The organism is Streptomyces sp. NPDC044571, assembly GCF_040647115.1.
GTDB lineage: Bacteria > Actinomycetota > Actinomycetes > Streptomycetales > Streptomycetaceae > Streptomyces.
In genome coordinates, this window is the sequence record NZ_JBEZBN010000093.1 from 1 (window position 1) to 16,328 (window position 16,328).

At 71.8% G+C, this 16,328-nt stretch carries 15 protein-coding genes and 1 other RNA gene; 3 read left to right on the forward strand and 13 right to left on the reverse strand.

All coding sequences use genetic code 11. The features are described 5' to 3' along the window. Positions 1-216: 216 nt before the first annotated feature. From AB0B01_RS29595 to AB0B01_RS29630, 8 genes are all read right to left on the reverse strand, one after another. The gene (locus AB0B01_RS29595) at positions 217-498 is read right to left on the reverse strand and encodes an HU family DNA-binding protein (protein WP_243627406.1); all 282 of its coding nucleotides are present in this window, start codon (positions 496-498) and stop codon (positions 217-219) included. Between the two features lie 311 nt (positions 499-809). Next, a complete protein-coding gene (locus AB0B01_RS29600) occupies positions 810-2,246 on the reverse strand; it encodes an NAD-dependent malic enzyme (RefSeq protein WP_361725644.1) in 1,437 nt (478 codons plus the stop codon). A 464-nt stretch (positions 2,247-2,710) separates the two neighbouring features. Continuing rightward, positions 2,711-5,017 (reverse strand): UvrD-helicase domain-containing protein, encoded by a 2,307-nt coding sequence (locus tag AB0B01_RS29605; protein WP_361725647.1) that lies wholly within the window; start codon positions 5,015-5,017, stop codon positions 2,711-2,713. 103 nt (positions 5,018-5,120) lie between these two features. Further along, positions 5,121-5,690: an ABATE domain-containing protein gene (locus AB0B01_RS29610; protein ID WP_361725680.1), complete on the reverse strand. Its 570-nt coding sequence runs from the start codon at positions 5,688-5,690 to the stop codon at positions 5,121-5,123. Between the two features lie 101 nt (positions 5,691-5,791). Continuing rightward, positions 5,792-6,340, reverse strand: coding sequence for a GNAT family protein (locus tag AB0B01_RS29615; protein ID WP_361725649.1), 549 nt, complete (start codon positions 6,338-6,340; stop codon positions 5,792-5,794). A 157-nt stretch (positions 6,341-6,497) separates the two neighbouring features. Beyond that, positions 6,498-7,649 (reverse strand): uroporphyrinogen-III synthase, encoded by a 1,152-nt coding sequence (locus AB0B01_RS29620; protein WP_361725652.1) that lies wholly within the window; start codon positions 7,647-7,649, stop codon positions 6,498-6,500. Between the two features lie 126 nt (positions 7,650-7,775). After that, positions 7,776-9,146 carry a nitrate/nitrite transporter gene (locus AB0B01_RS29625; RefSeq protein ID WP_361725655.1) on the reverse strand — a complete coding sequence of 457 codons (1,371 nt, stop codon included), beginning with the start codon at positions 9,144-9,146 and terminating at the stop codon, positions 7,776-7,778. 106 nt (positions 9,147-9,252) lie between these two features. Beyond that, complete coding sequence (locus tag AB0B01_RS29630) at positions 9,253-10,224, reverse strand: LysR family transcriptional regulator (RefSeq protein ID WP_361725658.1); 972 nt, start codon at positions 10,222-10,224, stop codon at positions 9,253-9,255. Positions 10,225-10,308: 84 nt separating this feature from the next. Between AB0B01_RS29630 and AB0B01_RS29635 the strand changes: the two genes are divergently transcribed. The 3 genes from AB0B01_RS29635 to AB0B01_RS29645 are packed head-to-tail and all read left to right on the forward strand — an operon-like array spanning position 10,309 to position 12,149. Further along, positions 10,309-11,589, forward strand: coding sequence for an MFS transporter (locus AB0B01_RS29635; protein WP_361725661.1), 1,281 nt, complete (start codon positions 10,309-10,311; stop codon positions 11,587-11,589). Between the two features lie 30 nt (positions 11,590-11,619). Then, positions 11,620-11,895: a type II toxin-antitoxin system prevent-host-death family antitoxin gene (locus AB0B01_RS29640; protein ID WP_361725664.1), complete on the forward strand. Its 276-nt coding sequence runs from the start codon at positions 11,620-11,622 to the stop codon at positions 11,893-11,895. Continuing rightward, the gene (locus AB0B01_RS29645; protein WP_361725667.1) at positions 11,892-12,149 is read left to right on the forward strand and encodes a Txe/YoeB family addiction module toxin; all 258 of its coding nucleotides are present in this window, start codon (positions 11,892-11,894) and stop codon (positions 12,147-12,149) included. The genes AB0B01_RS29640 and AB0B01_RS29645 overlap by 4 nt, the downstream gene beginning before the upstream one ends. An 80-nt stretch (positions 12,150-12,229) precedes the next feature. On the opposite strand, the gene ssrA is transcribed toward AB0B01_RS29645, so the two are convergent. The 5 genes from ssrA to ftsE all read right to left on the reverse strand — a co-directional run bounded on the left by ssrA (position 12,230) and on the right by ftsE (position 16,132). Further along, positions 12,230-12,618, reverse strand: a transfer-messenger RNA (tmRNA) gene (gene ssrA, locus AB0B01_RS29650). Positions 12,619-12,718: 100 nt separating this feature from the next. After that, entirely contained in the window at positions 12,719-13,204 is a 486-nt protein-coding gene (gene smpB, locus AB0B01_RS29655) for an SsrA-binding protein SmpB (RefSeq protein ID WP_361725670.1), read from the reverse strand. An 18-nt stretch (positions 13,205-13,222) separates the two neighbouring features. Next, positions 13,223-14,425 (reverse strand): S41 family peptidase, encoded by a 1,203-nt coding sequence (locus tag AB0B01_RS29660; RefSeq protein WP_361725673.1) that lies wholly within the window; start codon positions 14,423-14,425, stop codon positions 13,223-13,225. Between the two features lie 67 nt (positions 14,426-14,492). Continuing rightward, the gene (gene ftsX, locus AB0B01_RS29665) at positions 14,493-15,425 is read right to left on the reverse strand and encodes a permease-like cell division protein FtsX (RefSeq protein WP_361725676.1); all 933 of its coding nucleotides are present in this window, start codon (positions 15,423-15,425) and stop codon (positions 14,493-14,495) included. A gap of 17 nt (positions 15,426-15,442) precedes the next feature. Further along, entirely contained in the window at positions 15,443-16,132 is a 690-nt protein-coding gene (gene ftsE, locus AB0B01_RS29670; protein WP_356846912.1) for a cell division ATP-binding protein FtsE, read from the reverse strand. Positions 16,133-16,328: the final 196 nt, after the last annotated feature.

Sequence of the window (16,328 nt, forward strand, 5' to 3'; positions counted from 1 at the left end):
CTCAAAAAAAAAATAACACATAATTTCATTTTATTAAACCCTTTTAATATACACAACTCCCCTCCACCCCCCCACGGCCCCCCCCCCCGTTGGGGCCCCCCCCCTCCTGCTTTTCTGCGCGCTGCGCAGGGCGTGACGCGTACGGCGTGACGCGTACGGCTGCCGCTGCGTACTGCTGCCGTCCCGGGGGCTGTGCGGCCCCCGGCACAAGGGCGACTACTTGCCCTTGGCGGCTTCCTTGAGCTTGGAGCCCGCGGAGACCTTCACGCTGAAGCCGGCCGGGATCTGGATGGGGTCGCCGGTCTGCGGGTTGCGTGCGGTGCGAGCGGCACGGTGGGTGCGCTCGAAGGTCAGGAAGCCGGGGATGGTGACCTTCTCGTCGCCCTTGGCGACGACCTCACCGACGGTCTCGGCGAGGGCGGCCAGAACGGCGTCGGCGTCCTTGCGGGTCACCTCGGCGCGCTCGGACAGAGCGGCCACCAGCTCACTGCGGTTCATGTTGTACTCCCGTGTTCAACTTGCCATAGAGGCGTGAGATCGAAGCCGATGCTGCCAGGGCCCTCGGACAGTCCCCGGACCCGGGTCTGAACGTCAGACCCTCTCGCCCGGTTACGCATCCTGCCCCCACCAGCGGCGGGAAAGCCAATCCGGCACCCGCCAGGGTCACACGAAAAGCGCCACAGTCACGCCGCGGTGACGCTCCGTCCGCACTCGGTGGATGCGGACCGCGGACCTCGCGGGCATCCCCGCAACCCTAGAGGCGGCCCGCCGGGCCCGCATCTCGCGACGCGCCGGGAACCGGGCGCCCGCTAGGCGGTCGTGGAGCCCGTGGCGGCCGGTCCCTGCGCGGCCGAGGCGGCCTTGCGGACCGCTCCGGCGACGGCGCCCGCGACCTTGTCGTTGAAGACGGACGGGATGATGTAGTTCGCGTTCAGCTCGTCCTCGCCGACGACGTCGGCGAGCGCGGTCGCGGCGGCCAGCATCATGTCGGTGTTCACCGTACGGGACTGGGCGTCCAGCAGGCCGCGGAAGACGCCCGGGAAGACCAGGACGTTGTTGATCTGGTTCGGGAAGTCGGAGCGGCCGGTGGCCACGACGGCGGCGGTCTGGCGGGCGACGGCCGGGTCCACCTCGGGGTCCGGGTTCGCGAGCGCGAACACGATCGCGCCGTTCGCCATGGCGGCGACGTCCTCGCCGGACAGGACGTTGGGGGCCGAGACGCCGATGAAGACGTCGGCGCCGACCACGGCCTCCCTCAACGTCCCCGTGTAGCCCTCGGGGTTGGTGTTCTCGGCGATCCAGCGCAGCGGGGAGTCGGCCGCGGCGTCGACCAGATCGGGGCGGCCCGCGTGCACGACCCCGTGGATGTCGGCGCTGACGACGTTCTTGACGCCGGCCGCGAGGAGCAGCTTGAGGATGGCGGTGCCGGCCGCGCCGGCGCCCGACATGACGACCTTGACGTCCCCAACTGCCTTGCCCACGACGCGAAGTGCGTTGGTGAGGGCGGCGAGCACCACGATGGCGGTGCCGTGCTGGTCGTCGTGGAAGACGGGGATGTCGAGGGCCTCGCGCAGCCGGGCTTCGATCTCGAAGCAGCGGGGTGCGGAGATGTCCTCCAGGTTGATGCCGGCGAAGCCGGGGGCGATGGCCTTGACGATCTCGACGATCGCGTCGGAGTCCTGGGTGTCCAGGCAGATCGGCCACGCGTCGATGCCGGCGAAGCGCTTGAAGAGGGCCGCCTTGCCCTCCATGACGGGCAGCGCGGCCTTGGGTCCGATGTTGCCGAGGCCCAGGACGGCGGAGCCGTCCGTCACGACTGCGACGGAGTTGCGCTTGATGGTGAGGCGGCGTGCGTCCTCGGGGTTCTCGGCGATGGCCATGCACACGCGGGCCACGCCGGGGGTGTAGATCATCGAGAGGTCGTCGCGGTTGCGGATGGGGTGCTTGGACGCCATCTCGATCTTGCCGCCGAGGTGCATCAGGAAGGTTCGGTCGGAGACCTTGCCGAGGCTGACGCCCTCGATGCCGCGGAGCTTGCCGACGATCTCGTCGGCGTGCGCGGTCGAGGTCGCGGCGATGGTGACGTCGATGCGGAGCTTCTCGTGGCCGGAGGCGGTCACATCGAGGCCGGTGACCGAGCCACCGGAGGACTCCACGGCGGTGGTGAGCTGGGAGACCGCGGTTCCGCTCGCGGGCACTTCCAGGCGGACCGTCATCGAGTACGAGACGCTGGGCGCCGTTGCCATGGCCGTGTTCCTCTTCTGTTCCCTGGTTTCGCTGTCACAGGGCCCCACTCGCGGCGGGCGCGGCAGGACCTGTTGTCCGATCGTCCCACCTACCAGCCGGTACGAGGTAACCAGCTACAAATTTCGGAAAGACTCTTCCACCATACGAGATTGATCGACGCGGTGGAAGCGGAGCCCCGTACGAAAAAGGTCCGCGCTCCTCGATGCCGAGGGGCGCGGACCTGTTCCCACGTATAAGACACCGACCCGCCATGCTCGCCTCGCGGCAAGTGGTCGCTCTAAGCGACGAAGGTTGGGCCCGGGGGCTTGGATCGAGCCGGTGTCGTACCCAGGCTAACAAAGGATCGCCTCAGCCGGTCCCCCTCGTGGGAGTTGGCCTCGTCTCACCACGCGTGTGGCCGCGGGCCATCCGGGCCCGGGCCCGGCCCGCGCCCGGCCGGGCCCGTAACCCGCCGGGCGCACCTCTACGGCCGCAGCAGCGCGGGCACGCCGTCCGCGTCCGGCTCGTCGCGGTCGGTCGACACCACCGTGAGCTGCTGGGTCGCCCGGGTCAGGGCCACGTAGAGCACCCGCAGGCCGGCCGCGGACTCCTGGGCGATCTCCGCCGGGGAGACCACCACCGTGGCGTCGTACTCCAGGCCCTTGGCCTCCAGGCTGCCGAGCGCCACCGCCCGCTCGCCCAGGTCCGCCAGCCAGCCCGCGGCCTCCGCGCGCCGGTCCATCGCCACGACCACGCCCACCGTGCCGTCGACCTGCTCCAGCAGCCGCCGGGCCTCCTCTCGGACGGCCGTGGCCAGGTCGTCCCCGGCGAGGGTGAACCGGGGCTCCAGGCCGGTGGAGCGCACCGCCGTCGGCGGCTCCATGCCCGGCATCGCCTGCCGCAGGACGCGGGCGGCGACCTCGGCGACCTCGGCCGGGTTGCGGTAGTTCACCGTCAGGGTGAAGCGCCGCCGCGGCCGGGTCCCCAGGGCCTCGTCGCGGGCTGCGGCCGCCTCCTCCGGGTCCGTCCACGAGGACTGGGCCGGGTCGCCGACCACCGTCCAGGTGCCGTGCCGGCCGCGGCGGCCCACCATCCGCCACTGCATCGGCGTCAGGTCCTGCGCCTCGTCCACGATGACGTGGGCGTACTCGGTGCGCTCCGCCGCGAGCCGCTCGGCCCGCTCCCACTGGGTCTCCTCGCGGGTCGGCATCAGCTCCTCCAGCCCGCTGAGCTGGTCCAGCGGGTCCAGCTCCCGCTTGCGCCTCGGCCGTGCGGGGGCGCCGAGCAGCTGCTGGAGCTCGTCCAGCAGCGCCACGTCGTGCACCGACAGCGGGCCCTTGCCGTCCGCCCCCAGCCGGCGCAGCGAGCCCGCCAGCTGGCGGGTCTCGCGCGGGTTGAGGATCCGTCGGGCCCAGCGGCCGAGGCGGCGCTCGTCGGCGAGCGTGGCGAGCACCCCGCGCGGGGTCAGCTCGGGCCACCAGGCGTTCAGGAAGTCGATGAACGCGTCCTCGGTGGAGACGTCCTCGTCGAAGGCGGAGCGCAGCTCGGCGGCCAGCTCCGGGTCGCTGTGCCGGCCGGCCTGCCCGGACTTCGCGTACAGGGCGTCGAGCAGCAGCTTGCGGGCGCGCGGGCGCAGCAGGTTGACCGGGGCGGTGCCGCCGAGGACGTTCTGCCGGATCCGGTCCAGCTCCTCGGCCTCCAGCTCCTGGCGGCGTCCGAAGGCCACCACCCGCAGTCGCTCCGGGGCACCGCCGAGCTCCAGGGCGCCCCGTACGGCCTTGCGCAGCAGCTTGAGCATCCGGGAGGAGCCCTTGATGCGGGCCACGGCGGGTTCGTCGTACGTCGTCGCCTCCGCGCCGTCGACCAGCGAGCCCAGCGCCCGGATGGCGACCTGGCCCTCCTCGCCGAGGGAGGGCAGCACGCCCTCGGTGTAGGCGACGAGCAGCGGGGTCGGCGAGACGATCAGGATGCCGCCGGAGTAGCGCCGCCGGTCCTGGTAGAGCAGGTAGGCGGCACGGTGCAGGGCGACGGCTGTCTTGCCGGTGCCGGGACCGCCCGCCACCTCGGCGACGGACGCGGCGGGGGCCCGGATGACCAGGTCCTGCTCGGCCTGGATGGAGGAGACGATGTCCCGCATGGAGTGCGTACGGGCCCGCCCGAGCGCGGCCATCAGGGCGCCGTCGCCGATCGCGGGGAGCTCCTGCCCGTCGAGGAAGGCGGTGATCTCGGGGCGCATCAGGTCGTCCTCGACGCCGAGCACCTTGCGGCCCTTGGAGCGGATCACGCGGCGGCGCACCACCCGGCCGGGGTCCTTGGGCGTGGACCGGTAGAAGGGCGCGGCCGCCGGAGCGCGCCAGTCGATGACCAGCGGGGCGTAGTCGGCGTCGAGCACGCCGATCCGCCCGATGTGCAGGGTCTCGGCGATGTCGGCGGTGAGGTCCTCGCGGATCGCGTCGTCGGCGGGCTCGACGGAGGTGTAGGCGCCGTCGGGGCCGCGCTCCCCGTCCTTGCCGAGCACCAGGTCGATCCGGCCGAAGAGGAAGTCCTCGAACTCGTTGTTCAGCCGGTTCAGGTGGATGCCCGCCCGGAAGACCTGCGCATCGCGCTCGGCCAGTGCGCCGGGCGTGCCGACCTGGCCGCGCTTGGCCGCGTCGTTCATCAGGAACTCGGCCTCGTCGATCTTCTCTTCGAGCCGGCGGTACACCTGGTCCAGATGCGTCTGCTCGACCGCGATCTCCCGATCGCGGACGGAATCCGCCGTGCTGTCGACAGCGGCATTCTGCGCGGCCACCAAGGCCCCCTTCTGACGTGCATGGGCGACCGTCAACCGTACGCGAACCCGCGCCCTGTCCGCACGCCCGTTCCGGTGACCGGGCGAAGATCACCCCGGGGATTCAGCCCGGCCGGGCGGCCAGCACCCTGCGCCGGTGGCGGGCGACCCGCTCCCGGTTGCCGCACAGCTCGCTGGAGCACCAGCGCCGCCGGTGGCCCCGGGAGGTGTCCAGGTAGACGCGGGTGCAGCCGTCGCCCTCGCAGGAGCGCAGCAGGGCCCGCTCGCCGGGGTCGGTGAGCAGTTCCACCGCGTCCCGGGCGACGGCGGCCAGGAGCGCGCCGCAGCCCACCCCGCCGCACAACTCCCGTACGAGGTGGCCCTCCTGGTCCTGTACGGCACACAGTCCGGGGGGTGGACCGGCGGCCAGCGCGTTGACCCGGGCGAGCGCTCCCCCGTCGGGGCCGTTCCCGGCGAGCTCGGCCCGTACGAGGGTCTCCACGTCGGCGCGCAGGGCCCGGAAGGCCTCCACCCAGTCGGGGCCCACCCGGGCGAGCGGCGTCCGGTCGGGCACGAGTCCGGCTCCGGCCAGCCACAGCCGCAGCTCGTCACCGTCCCGGATCTGCTCGGCGCCCGCGTGGGCGGCGAAGGTGGCCACCAGGTCCAGGCAGACCCGCCCGGAGTCGAACCACATGCCCGTCACCGCCTCTTCGCCGGGGGTGTGGCTCTCAGAGTGCCCCCGGACGACGCGATGCGGAACCCCCCGTACAGGGGGCGGGGCGGGGCCCCTTGCGGCTACAGCGGCGCCTCGTCGTGCAGCAGGCGCTGGAAGAGGCGGTGGTCGCGCCAGGCGCCGTTGATGTGGAGGTACTTCGGCGCGAGCCCGAACTGCTCGAAGCCGGCCTTCGCCAGGACGCGTTGCGAGGCCAGGTTGTCGACCAGCGTGCCCGCCTCCACCCGGTGCAGGGCGAGCTCGTCGCGGGCGATCCGGCAGACCTCCTCCAGGGCGGCGGTGGCCAGCCCCTTGCCGGTCCACGCCTGGTCGACCCAGTAGCCGACGCCGCCGCTGCGGAAGGGGCCGAGGGAGATGCTGCCGAGGTTGATCGCCCCGACGGCGGCGCCGGTCTCCGCCTCGACGAGCACGTAGGGCGCCAGCCGGCCGCCGTCCCGCTCGGCGAGGAGGCCCTCGATCCGCGCCCGCTGGCCGGCCTCGGTGTAGAACACCTCGGACCGCCAGGGTTCGAAGGGCGCCATGTACGCGCGGTTGCGCGTCAGGGTGTCGGCCAGGGCGGCGGCGTCGCCGATGCCGACACCCCGCATCTCGACTCCGTCAACGATGATCATCCGCGTACGCTAACGGACCCGGCGGGCCCCCACCAGGGCCGGCGGGCTCCCACAGGGCCCCGGGCCCGGGCCCCGGGGCCGCCCGGCCGGGCACGTCGGCTCGCGCCGGCACGCGTCACGTCCGGGCGCGTTCGGGCCCCGGCGCGTCCAGGCACGTTCAGCGGGGGGAGTCGGGGGCGCACTCACCCGCGTCCAGCGCCAGCCGGTACCCCCGCTTCACCACCGTCTGCACCAGGTTCGGCACGCCCAGCGCCCCCCGCAGCCGGGCCATCGCGGTCTCCACGGCGTGCTCGTCCCGCCCCGCCCCCGGCAGGGCCCGGAGCAGTTCGGCCCGGGCCACCACCCAGCCCGGCCGCCGGGCCAGCGCCCGCAGCAGCGCCATCCCCGCGGGCGGCACCGGCCGCAGCTCCTCGTCCACCAGCACCGCGTGCCCGCGGATCTCCAGCCGGTGCCCCGCCACCGGCAACACCTTCGCCCGGCCGGGCAGTTCCCGGCACAGCAGCTGCACCAGCGGGCCCAGCCGGAACCGCTCCGGCTGTACGGTCTCCACCCCCTGGCCCTGCAGCGGCAGCGCGGTCACCGGCCCGACGCAGGCCGAGAGCACCTCGCCCCGCAACCGGGCCAGCACCGCGTCCCCCATCCCGCGCTGCTCCGCGCGGGACAGCAGCGAGGCCGCCGCCGGGGCGGAGGTGAAGCTCACCGCGTCGACCCCGCCGCCGGCCACCGCGTCCAGCAGCCGGTCGAGCGGGCCGAGGTCCTGCGGGGGCATCCACCGGTACACCGGGACCACGACCACCTCGGCCCCGCCGGCCCGCAGCGCCTCCACGAACCCGGGCAGCGGCTCCCCGTGCAGCTGGAGGGCGATCCGCCGCCCCGCCACCCCGGCGCCCAGCATCCGGTCCAGCACCTCGGCGAGGGATTCCGACTGCGGGGACCAGGTCTCCACCAGCCCGGCGGCCCTGATGGCGCCCTTGACCTTCGGTCCGCGCGCCAGCAGTTCACCGGCTCGCAGCCGCGCCAGCAGCTCCTCGCCGATCCCCCATCCGTCGGCGGCCTCGATCCACCCCCGGAAGCCGATCGCGGTGGTGGCGACCACCGTGTCCGGCGGACAGTCGATGAGCTGCTTCGTGGCGGTCATCAGCTCGCTGTCGTCGGCCAGCGGCACGATCCGCAGGGCCGGTGCGTGCAGGACGGTGGCGCCGCGGCGGCGCAGCAGGGCGATCAGCTCGTCCGCCCGCCGGGCCGCGGTGACCCCGACGGTGAACCCCGCCAGCGGAGACGGTGCGGTGGCGGTGTGGGTGTCGTCCATGGTGACCTGCCTTGCCCAGTGGGTCGTTCTCACAACGCGCGATCACGTGTCACGCGACGGGAACCGAGCCTGTCAAGTTGCCGTGTCAGGCTCGGTTCCGCTGTATTTCGTGGCCGTAAACCGCCGTTACACCGAGGTGAGCTGCGCGGCCGGCTCGGCCCCGGCCGCCGGAAGGGGCGCGCCGACCGGCCGGCGAAGGTATACCGCCCAGGTCACGGTGCAACAGGCGGCGTAGAAGCCGAGGAAGGTGACGAAGGCGGCCGTTCCGGATCCGGAGCTCAGGAACGCCTCGCGGAAGACCAGGTTGATGCCGAGCCCGCCGAGTGCGCCCACCGCGCCGATCAGCCCCATGGAGGCCCCGGACAGCCGGCGCCCGTACGCCGCCGCGTCCTCGCCGACCAAGCCCCGGGCGAGCGCCCTGGCGTGGAAGATCCCGGGGATCATCTTGTAGGTGGAGCCGTTCCCGACACCGCTCAGCGCGAACAGGGCCACGAACCCGACGAGGAAGACGGGCAGCGAGTGCCGCACCGAGGCGAGGACGACCACCCCGGTCGCGGCGGCCATCGCCACGAAGGTCCCGAGCGTGATCCTGGCCCCGCCGAACCGGTCAGCGAGAGCACCGCCCACGGGCCGGATCAGTGATCCGAGCAAGGGCCCGATGAAGGTGAGCGAGGCGGCCTGCAGCGGGGTCCGGCCGAACTGCGTCTGCAGGACGAGTCCGAAGGCGAAGCTGTAGCCGATGAAGGACCCGAAGGTGCCGACGTAGAGGAACGCCATGATCCAGGTGTGGGCGTCGCGCACCGCCTCGCGGACGGCGCCCGTGTCGGCCCGTACGGGCGCCAGGTTGTCCATCCGCAGCAGGGCCAGGGCGGCCGCGACCACGATCAGCGGCAGGTAGATCCCCAGCAGCAGCCTCGGCCGGCCCGCCCCGGCGGTGCTGATGACCAGCAGGGCGATCAGCTGCACCACCGGGACCCCGATGTTGCCGCCGCCCGCGTTCAGGCCGAGCGCCCAGCCCTTCTTGCGCAGCGGGAAGAAGGCGTTGATGTTGGTCATGGAGGAGGCGAAGTTCCCGCCGCCCACGCCCGTCAGGGCCGCCACGGCCAGGAAGGTCCCGTACGAGGTTCCCGGCTCCATCACCACGAGCGCGGCCACGGTGGGCGCGAGCAGCAGCAGGGCGCTGAAGACGGTCCAGTTCCGGCCGCCGAAGCGGGCGACGGCGAAGGTGTACGGCACCCGGACGAGGGCGCCCACGCAGGTCGCCGTCGCGATCAGGAAGAACTTCCCGGCGGGGTCGATGCCGTAGCCGGGCCCCATGAAGAGCACCATCACCGACCACAGCGACCAGATCGAGAACCCGATGTGCTCGGAGAGCACCGAATAGAGCAGGTTGCGCCGGGCGATCCGCTCCCCGGTCTGCTGCCAGAACGTCTCGTCCTCCGGGTCCCACCGCTCGATCCAGCGGCCTCCCCTGCGCGGTGCGGTCGTACCGGTCATCTCAGGCCTCCACAGCTGCTGCGCTCGTCGCATCCGTGGTCGCCACCGTAGGGACGGCGCGTTTCGGCCCCGGTCCCCGCCGGATGACCGGCGGGAAACCTTGCACTCACCCGCCGCCGGTGCCGCCTGTGAGCGCGGCCGGGCGCCAGCTCCCCCCGGGCACGGCCAGCCACCCGTGCCGGTCCGAGAGCGCGGCGGCGGCCCGGTGCAGGGCGTCCAGTCCGGGGTGGGCGAGGCCCTTGCGCCACACCATCGACAGGGGGGACAGCGGCACCGGGTCGACGAGCGGCCGCTTCACGCACCCCGGCATGTCGAGGAAGTCCACGGTCGCCAGCACCGGATTGCGGGTCTTGGCCATCACCCGGCGGAACTCCTCCTTGCCCACGGCCACCGGGGCCGGCGGCGCCACCGCGATCCCCCGTCCGGCGAACAGCTCGCGTGCCAGCCCGGTCCACTCCAGGGTCCGCGGGTTCCCGGCCCCGGCGTAGACGATCTCCCCGGCCAGGTCGGCCAGCGCCATCGGCTCACCCGGCGCCCCCGCGTGCGGATGTCCGTCGGGCAGCAGCACGGCGAGCGGCTCGTACCGTACGGGACGGTGGTCGAGGCGGGCCCGCAGCGCCGAGTCCAGGCCGTCCGCGTAGCCGAAGGACACGTCGAGGCGGCCGGCGGCGATCTCGGCGGCGGCGTGGGTCAGTCCGCTCTCGAAGCGGGCCATCAGCTCGCAGTCCGGGGCCAGCTCGCGGGCGCACTCCAGCACCGTCCGGGCGGTGCTCGGCCCGTCGGTGTTCAGGTCGACGAGCAGCGCCCGCGGGCCGGCGAAGGCGACGGCCAGTTCCTCCTGCGCGGACAGCGCCCGCCGGGCCAGCGGCAGCAGCCGCTCGCCGTCGGGGCTCAGTTCGACGGCCCGGGTCGTGCGAACGAACAGGGCGGCGCCGAGGGCCTGTTCGAGCCGCCGCACGTCCCGGCTCAGCGCCTGCTGGGCCACGTACAGCCGGGCGGCGGCCCGGGTGAAGTGCAACTCCTCGGCCACGGCGACGAACCCGCGCAGCAGCCGGGGTTCCACATCACGGGGATTCACCCCCGGAGACTAACAACAGAAGCGGGTCAATCGGCGGGCAACAGGTGTTGGACCGCAGCGCCGCCGGGACCGGAATCTTGGTGCATGCCGCAGATCGCCCCCACCCGTATGACCGTGACCGGATCCACCCTCGTCATCGCCCCCGCCGCCGCTCCCGCCCGCGCCCGCGACCCGCGGCGGCCGACCCGCACCCGGGGCCCGTACGGCCGCCTTTTCGCGGTCCCCGGCTCCCGCGCCTTCACCGCCGGGAACCTCATCGCCCGCCTTCCCATGGGCATGTTCGGGATCAGCGCGGTCATGATGATCGCCGGCCAACGCGGCTCGTACGCCCTGGCCGGCGCGGTCACGGCCACCGGCATGGCGGCCACCGCGGTGGTCGCGCCCTGGACCGCCCGCCTGGTCGACCGGTACGGCCAGGCCCGCATTGCGGTCCCGGCCACGCTGATCGCCGTCCTCGGCTCGCTGTCCCTGGTCCTGTGCGTCCGTACGCACGCCCCCGCCTGGACGCTGTTCGCCTCCTACGCGGCCACGGCGACCACCCCCAACATCGGCGGCATGTCCCGCGCCCGCTGGACCCACCTGCTGCGCCACTCCCCCGCGGACCACCACACGGCGATGTCCTTCGAGCAGGCCGCCGACGAGCTCTGCTTCATGCTCGGCCCGGTGGTGGCGGCCTTCCTGTGCACCGCCGCCTTCCCGGAGGCCGGCACCCTGACGGGGGCCTCGCTCCTGCTGCTGGGCATGCTGGTCTTCACGGCCCAACGGGCCACCCAGCCCCCCGTGTCGGCCGCCGGCGGGCGCGCCCCCCGGCTGCGCGCGGTCCGCCCGCTCCTGCTGCTCTTCCTCCCCCTCGGCGTGGTGTTCGGCGCGATGGAGGTCACCTCGATCGCGCACCTCGACGCCCACGGGCTCGGCGCCTCCTCCGGCCTCGTCCTGGCCCTCCAGGCGGCGGGCTCCTGCGCGGCCGGTCTGCTCTACGGGGCCCTGCGCCCCCGCAGCCTGCGCACCTGCCTGGTCACCCTGTGCGCGGCGATGGCCCTGCCCTGGGCGGCGGCGGCCACGGGCTCCGTGCCCCTGCTGGCCGCCGCGCTCCTCCTGGCGGGCATGGCCACCGCCCCGACGATGGTGACGGCGATGTCCCGGATCCACCGGGCCACCCCGGAGGGCCGCCTCAACGAGGGCATGACCCTCGCGGTCACCGCCATCCTGGCGGGCATCGCCCTCGGCTCGGCGACGGCCGGCACGGCCGTCGACCACCTGGGCACCACCTGGTCCTACGCCCTCCCGACCGCGGCGGCCCTCTTGGCCCTTCTCTTGGACTGCTGCACTGTCGTACCGGTTTCCGGTACCATTCCCGTACGATAGAGCGGTACCAGTGAAGAGGAGTGTGGACCCATGTCCATAAGCGCCAGCGAGGCCCGGGCGAGCCTCTTCCCGCTCATCGAGCGCGTCAACACCGATCACGCCCCGGTGCGCATCACTTCTCGCAACGGCGATGCCGTCCTCATGTCCGCCGATGACTACGACTCCTGGCAGGAGACCGTCTACCTGCTGCGCTCACCCGCCAACGCCCAGCGCCTGATGCAGGCCGTCGCCCGCGACCGCGAAGGGGCTCCCACTGTCACCACGACCATGGATGAGCTGCGGGAGCTGGCCGGGGGCGAGGAGTGAGGAGTGTCCACTTCGACCCCGACGCCTGGGAGGACTTCCTGTTCTGGCTCGCATCCGACCGGAAGATGGCCCGCAGGATCACCCGTCTGATCGGCGAGATCCAGCGCGACCCGTTCAACGGCATCGGCAAACCCGAGCCGCTGAAGGGGGATCTCACGGGCTACTGGTCCCGCCGGATCGATGACGAGCACCGCCTCGTGTACCGGGCGGACGAAAAGGAAGTGAAGGTCCTCAAGGCCCGGTACCACTACTGAGCCGACCCTCCGTCCGGCGGCGCCGGGCATGACGAAGGCCCCGCAGCCTGGCGGCTGCGGGGCCTTCGCCCACATGGGATGAGTGGAGATGGCGGGAATCGAACCCGCGTCCAACGGTGCAGAAGCAGGGCTTCTCCGAGCGCAGTCCGCTGCGCTTTTCTCGGCCCCGGAGATCACACGGACAAGTCTCCGACGGGCTCAGTCACTGTTTGGTTTCCCTCCAACCCCCGTGACCGGGGCTAGAGGTTTAGATCCCTAGTTGACGCCAGGATCCGGACCGGGACCACTTCCGGGCTGACGCTCCTCACAGAGGCTTCAGCTCACTGTTATTAGGCAGCGAGGGTGAAGCGGGAGTTATCGCTCTTGGAGTTGGCGATTATTTTTTGCGACATGTGGTTTACGAGATCATTGCCGCTTCCTCGGCTCGCTTCCCCTGCATCGACATCCGCTGTCGAAACCGATCATCCCCATGTTTCACGCTATTGAATTAGATACAGCACAAGCTGCTCCGCCCCGGGGGGCGGTGCTGACGCCATGGTACGCGAAGTGGACCACCGCGTGCCAGGTGATTACAGCGTGCCCCGCTGCTTGCGGCGGATCGCCGAGATCGCCCGGTTCGTCTCGCGGGTGTCCTGCTTCTCGCGCAGCGTCTGCCGCTTGTCGTACTCCTTCTTGCCCTTCGCCAGCGCGATCTCGACCTTCGCCCGGCCGTCCTTGAAGTACAGGGACAGGGGGACGACCGTGTGGCCCGACTCGTCGGCCTTGCGCTGCAACTTGTCGATCTCCTCCCGGTGCATGAGGAGCTTCCGCTTGCGCCGGGCACTGTGGTTGGTCCAGGTGCCCTGGCTGTACTCCGGCACGTGCACGTTGTAGAGCCACGCCTCGCTGCCCTCGACCGACACGAAGCCGTCCACCAGCGAGGCCCTGCCCTGGCGCAGGGACTTGACCTCGGTGCCGGTGAGCACGAGACCGCACTCGTAGGTGTCGAGGATCGTGTAGTCGTGCCGCGCCTTCTTGTTCTGGGCGATCAGCTTGCGCCCTTTTTCCTTAGCCATAGTGCGGTCATTTTCGCACTACGGACCCACCCCGAGGCCACCCAATACCGTGTGCGCCCGTTCCTCGACGCCTTCCCCGGCCGCCAGGTCCGGTGTGATGCCGCTGCCGTCCAGGCTGCGCCCGGCGGGCGTGCGGTAGGTGCCCACCGTCAGCTCCGCCACCGAGCCGTCCGGGAGCGGCGTGGGCATCTGCACCGAGCCCTTCCCGAAGGTGCGCGTGCCCACCGCGACGGCGCGGCCCCGGTCCTGGAGGGCGCCCGTGACCAGCTCCGCCGCGCTCATCGTGCCCCCGTCGACCAGCGCCACCAGGGGCCTGGCGGTGTCCCCGCCGGGGCTCGCGTAGAGGGCGCGCTCACTGCCCCGTACGTCGTACGTCGCCACGAGCCCGCCGTCCAGGAAGGCGGAGGCTGCCGTCACGGCCTCGGTGACCAGCCCGCCCGGATTGCCGCGCAGGTCGAGCATGACGCCGGCGCCGGGCGGGGCGGCGCGGACGGCGGCCCGGACCCGCTCGCCCGAGCCCCGGGTGAAGGAGACCACCTTGATCACGGTGACCCCGTCGGGCAGCTGCTGCACGGTCACGGGCTCGATGTGCAGTTGCTCGCGCACCAGGGTCTCGGTGCGCTCGGAGCCGTCGCGGCCGAGGCGCAGGACGACGGGGGTGCCGGCCTCGCCGCGCAGCAGGGACACGACCTCGGAGGCGGGCAGGCCGGTGACGGTGCGGGCGTCGAGGCCGAGCAGCCGGTCCCCGGGGCGCAGTCCGGCGCGGGCGGCGGGGCCCCCGGGCTGGACCCGGGCGATCTCGATGCGGCCGTCGCCGCGGCGCTCGACCCAGAGGCCGACGCCGGTCCAGCGGCCGTCCAGCTCGTCGGTGAAGGCGGCGTACTCACCCCGGTCGTAGACGACGCCCCAGCGGTCGCCGCTGCGGCTGACCACCTCCTGGGCGGCCTTCTTGCCGGACTTGCCCTCCGCGGCCGCGTCGGCGGCGGCGCGGGCGACGGCCTCCCGGTCGGCGGTACCGGACGTCCGGGGCGGCGCCCCGGACGGACCGGATGCGGGGGGATGCGCACCCGCGGCCGTTAAGCCGGGGGCGGTCAGGGCGTCCGCGCGGTCCCAGCAGCCGGTACTCGCCGCGGTCCCGACGGTCACGAGGAAGACCAACGTCAAAACGGCCCCGCGACGCAGGTCGCGGGGCCGGAGACAGAAGGCGGGCAGACCCGGCATGGCGCCGAGTCTAGGACAAGCCCGGTGGCCGCAGGGAAGGTTGAGCCGACCTCACACGGGGCGCTCGTCACACCTTCAGGTACTTGCGCAGGGCGATGAAGGCGGCCAGCGAGGGCATCAGCACCCCGATGACCAGCACCAGCGGCAGCTTCGTCAGCACGGAGTCCCAGCCGATGAAGTTGATCAGCTCCATCTTGGTGCGCAGCGAGGCGCCGTGGTCGATGACGAAGTACTGGCCGGCGCCGAGCATGGCGCAGGCGAACACGGCGCCGATGAGGCCCGCGAAGGCGGCCTCCATGATGAACGGAACCTGGATGTAGAAGCTGGAGGCGCCCACCAGCCGCATGATCCCGGTCTCACGCCGACGGCTGAAGGCGGAGACGCGCACGGTGTTGACGATCAGCAGCAGCGCGACGATCAGCATGATCAACATGATGCCGAGGGCGGCCCAGTTGAGGTAGCCGAGCATCTGGAAGAGGTTGTCGAGCTCGGTGTGCTGGTCGGCGACGGACTGGACGCCGTCGCGGCCGGCGAAGGCCGTGGTGATGACCTTGTACTTCTCGGGCTGCTTGAGCTTCACCCGGAAGGAGTCGGGCATCTGGTCCGGTGTGATCACCGAGGCGAGCGCGGTGTGGCCGAAGCGCTCCTTGTAGTGCTTGTACGCCTCGTCCGAGGACTCGTAGTGGACCGTCTCGACGAGGTCCATCTTCTTGAGGTCGGTCTCGATCTGCTGCTTCTGCTCGGGGGTGACGGCCCCCTTCTCACAGGACTTGCTGCCGCTCTCGCTCTTGTCCTCGGCGTCGCTCTTGTTGCAGAGGTAGATCGAGACGTTGACCTTGTCGTACCAGTAGCCCTTCATCTTGCTCACCTGGTCGCGCATGAGCAGGGAGCCGCCGAACAGGGCCAGCGACAGGGCCACGGAGATGATGACCGCGAAGGTCATGGTGAGATTGCGGCGGAGGCCGACGCCGATCTCCGACATGACGAACTGGGCGCGCATTGCGTCTCAAGGGCCTTTCAGTGCTGGTAGCCGTAGACGCCGCGCGACTGGTCGCGTACGAGACGGCCCTGTTCGAGTTCGATGACGCGCTTGCGCATCTGGTCCACGATCTGCTGGTCGTGCGTGGCCATGATCACGGTGGTGCCGGTCCGGTTGATCCGGTCCAGCAGCTTCATGATGCCGACGGAGGTCTGGGGGTCCAGGTTGCCGGTGGGCTCGTCCGCGATCAGCAGCGCGGGGCGGTTGACGAAGGCGCGGGCGATGGCCACGCGCTGCTGCTCACCGCCGGAGAGCTCGCCGGGCATCCGGTCCTCCTTGCCGCCGAGGCCGACCAGTTCGAGGACCTGCGGGACGGCCTTGCGGATCTCGCCGCGCGGCTTGCCGATGACCTCCTGGGCGAAGGCCACGTTCTCGGCCACCGTCTTGTTCGGCAGGAGGCGGAAGTCCTGGAACACGGTCCCCAGCTGGCGCCGCATCTGCGGGACCTTCCAGTTGGAGAGCTTGGCGAGGTCCTTGCCCAAGACGTGGACCTGGCCGTGGCTGGCCCGCTCCTCGCGCAGGACCAGCCGCAGGAAGGTGGACTTGCCGGAGCCGGAGGAGCCGACCAGGAAGACGAACTCGCCCTTGGAGATCTCCAGGGAGACGTCTCTGAGTGCAGGACGGTTCTGCTTCGGGTAGGACTTGGAGACGTTGTCGAATCGGATCACGGGTGCACCACGGTCGCCGGGAGTAGGTGTGCGTGACCATACGCGAACGGGCGCGAGGCCGGGACCCGGCGTCCGGAGTTGCCCGATATATCCCCTGGTCCGGGGGGGTGTCTCTATGTCTTTCGTCAAGGACGTGGTGACTGGTATGCGGGTGTTTGGGATGGTCATGCGGCGAGGGTGACGGTGGGGGTTTTGG